3 protein-coding genes are annotated in these 3,641 nt (G+C 29.5%); 1 reads left to right on the forward strand and 2 read right to left on the reverse strand.

Annotated elements, in window-relative coordinates; genetic code table 11:
- Positions 1-525 (forward strand): hypothetical protein (locus AB1Z17_RS08125; protein WP_368051302.1); only part of this gene is annotated, 525 nt, incomplete at its 5' end.
- Between the two features lie 11 nt (positions 526-536).
- Here AB1Z17_RS08125 and AB1Z17_RS08130 read toward each other — a convergent pair.
- Both AB1Z17_RS08130 and trkA read right to left on the reverse strand, forming a co-directional pair.
- A complete protein-coding gene (locus tag AB1Z17_RS08130; protein WP_368051303.1) occupies positions 537-2,036 on the reverse strand; it encodes a TrkH family potassium uptake protein in 1,500 nt (499 codons plus the stop codon).
- Between the two features lie 4 nt (positions 2,037-2,040).
- Complete coding sequence (gene trkA / locus AB1Z17_RS08135) at positions 2,041-3,387, reverse strand: Trk system potassium transporter TrkA (RefSeq protein WP_368051304.1); 1,347 nt, start codon at positions 3,385-3,387, stop codon at positions 2,041-2,043.
- Positions 3,388-3,641: the final 254 nt, after the last annotated feature.

A 3,641-nucleotide genomic window follows, 5' to 3' on the forward strand; every position in this document is an offset into this window, starting at 1 on the left:
TACTCTTCAAAAATAAACGATCCAGCATTTGCAAAATATAAACAAAACACTAAAAATTATAGATATCAATTTGCTTTTGCTTTAGCATTTATTGCAGTTATTGGTTTTTATTTGTATGGTGTTTTTAGTAATGAAATGGATAATCCAGAAGCCTTGTATATTGGTTTTACTATTGGTGGAATGTTCTTGCTGATAGGAATTTATTCGGTATTTTCATTAAAAGAAAAACCGAGTTGGGAAGGTGAAGTAGTTGAAAAAAAAATAATTAAAAAGAAAAATTGTACTGAGTTTGTTGTTTACTTTGAAGATAAACTCGGTAAAAGACATGAAAAAGTTTCTGAAGACGATGCAACCGTATACGATTATTACAAAATAGGAGAAAAAGTAAAGTACCACGGCAAATTAAAAACCATTGAAAAATTTGACAAATCTAAAGATGACATAATTTTTTGTAATGCTTGTTCTTTTATGCACGAAATAAGTGAAAATGTTTGTCGAAAATGTGGCTGCCCTTTATTAAAATAAATTTATTTTAACTAAATTTTCTTCCAGAAGAAAGGTGTTAATAGAATTAATACAGTAAATAATTCTAATCTGCCAATTAGCATTAAAAAGGAGCAAAACCATTTAGCAGGTACACTTAAGTGAGCAAAATTATCAACAGGACTTACCGAGCCAATAGCTGGGCCAATATTACCTAAAGAGGAAGCGGTTGCTCCAATAGCTGAAATAAAGTCTAATCCAAAAAAAGTTAATAATACAGAACTTACTATAAAGATGAGCATATATAGTATAAAAAATGACAAAATGTTATAAATAATGGTTTTTGGAACACTGCCACCATCATACCTAACGGGGATTATAGCATTGGGATGTAATAATTTTTTAAACTCATAAAAACTACTTTTTATCATTATAATATGTCGAACAATTTTAACACCACCACTTGTTGACCCTGCAGAACCTCCAATAAAAAATAATGAAAATATTATTGCTGTTATCATAAAACTCCACATTGTAAAATCTGCGGATACAAATCCAGTTGTAGTTAAAACTGATACTACTGAAAATGCTGCGTGTCTAAAGGCACTTTCATTTGCCCCCCAAACTTTTGGATGACTTAAGGTGCTAACTAAATTAGAATCTTGAAAATTTATTATTAAAAAAGTAATTAAAAGAGTAACTCCTATAGTTCCAAAAAAGTAATATTTAAATTCTTCACTATTAAAAACTTTTCTTATTTTTCCTTTTAACGCAAAATATGTTAATACAAAATTGGCTCCAGCAATAAACATAAAAACAATAATTATATATTGAATTATTGGAAAATCATTGTAATGCGCAATACTCGAATTTTTAGTTGAAAAACCACCGGTACTCATTGTAGCCATTGCATGATTTATGGCATCAAACCAAGTCATTCCAGCAAATTTTAAAAGAAAAAACTCTGTAAATGTCAATCCAAAATAAATAAGCCAAAGTCTTTTTGCAGTCTCTGTAATTCTTGGGTGCATTTTATCGGCAGATGGCCCAGGAGCTTCAGCCATAAAAAGCTGCATTCCACCAATTCCTAATAAAGGTAATATAGCTACAGTAAGTACAATAATCCCCATTCCTCCAATCCAATGTGTTGCACTTCGCCAAAATAGGATTCCTTTTGGCATAGATTCAATATCTGTTAATATGGATGAACCTGTAGTTGAATATCCAGAAATAGTTTCGAAGAATGCATCTGTAAATACTGAGATGGTGTCAGTATAAACATAAGGTAACGTTCCAGTAAAGGAGAGCATTAGCCATCCTAGTGTAACAATTAAATATCCTTCTTTTTTTCCAAGGTTTTTAGTTGCATTTCTATTAAAAAACCATAAAATAAAACCAATTGCAATAGTTGTAATCCCAGCTTCTAAAATTCCCCATTTTTCAGGTTCATTATAATAAACGCTAAAAGGGAAAGCAAGAAGCATAAAAACTCCATTTAACATAGAGGTTAATCCTAAAAAGCTAATAATAATTCTAACGTTGAGGTTTTTCATGTTTTTAGTTAAACAATTTTTCAACTTTATGAATAGCTTCTGGCAAACAAAATACTACGGCTTTATCTCCTGCTAATATTTGAAAATCGCCAAACGTCATGTGGGCAATTCCATTTCTAATCACACCACCAAAAACGGCATTTTTTGTTAAATTAATGTTTTTAACTAATTTTTTAGTAACAGCTGAGTTTTCTTTCACTCTAAATTCTAACACTTCAGCATCAACATTATGAAGGTTGGCTAATTTTAAAACATCTCCTTTTCTAACATGTTTGAAAATAGCACTGGCAGCCAATAATTTTTTATTAATTAATGTGTCAATTCCTATTGTCTGAGATATGTTTATATAATCCATATTTTCAACCAAGGCAATTGTTTTTTTAACTCCTTTAGATTTGGCAACTAAACAAGACATTATATTTGTTTCAGAATTACCAGTAACCGCAATAAAAGCATCCATATCTGAAATGCTTTCTTCTTCTAATAATTCAACATTTCGCCCATCTCCTTTAATAACAAGTGCATTAGGCAATTTTTCGGCAATTTCTTTTGCGCGTCCTTTATCAATTTCAAGTAATTTTATGTTAAACTTATTATCGCAAAGGTTTCTAGCAGCTTTTACACCAATTTTTCCACCTCCTAAAATCATAACATTTTTTACTCCAAATTGGGTTTTACCCATTAATTTATAAAGTTGTTTTATACTTTCTTTTGGTGTTGAAAAATATATTTGATCATCTGAACCATAAACCGTATTTCCTCTAGGGATAATTGTTTCGTTACTATTTTCAGGCTTTATTGCAATTGTAATAAAATCTATTTCGTTAAATTTTTCTCGAGCTTGTTTAACGGTTAAGCCAATTAAAGGAGATCCGTAATCTAATGTGCTACCTAAAATGTTTAAAGTTCCATTTTCAAATTGAATGGTATCGTTAAAAGCAGATTGGCTCAAAAGCATTTTAATTTCGTCAGCAGCTAATTCTCCCGGAGAAATCATATTATCTATGCCTATTTCTGTGAAGTCTATTTCAGAATTTTGAGTAAACTCGTGGTTGGAAATTCTTGCAATTGTTTTTTTTGCACCCAATTTTTTTGCTAAAACAGCAATTGTAAAATTTGTGTTTTGAGATTCAGTTACTGCTAAAAAAATATCTGCTTTATGAATATTTACTTCTTTTAACAGTTTAATTGAGGTGGCATCGCCTTTTTTGGTAATAACATCTATATGGCTGCTTGCATACTCTAATTTTTCAGAGTCTGTATCAATTAAATATATATCTTGAGACTCAAATGAGAGCAGTTTAGCTAAATGAAAACCAACATCTCCAGCACCTGCAATAATAATTTTCATCTAATTTTATTTATTGTTTTGAATTGTTATTGAAATTTGCAAATAATTTTTTGGTTTGTATAAACCATGTCAGTATAGCTTATTTCAAGCGTTTTAATTAATACAAAGATATTATACTTATTTTAAAAAATTGATTTTTTAAGATATTGATTTTTAGGATACTTATTTCAACTTAAAAGTTTCTAAATAAATACGATTTTAAAATTTACAGTTTTATTTTTCTGATGTTAGAAATATTCACATTCTTTTTCAAA

The sequence above is a fragment of the Lutibacter sp. genome, from assembly GCF_040883305.1.
Lineage (GTDB): Bacteria > Bacteroidota > Bacteroidia > Flavobacteriales > Flavobacteriaceae > Lutibacter.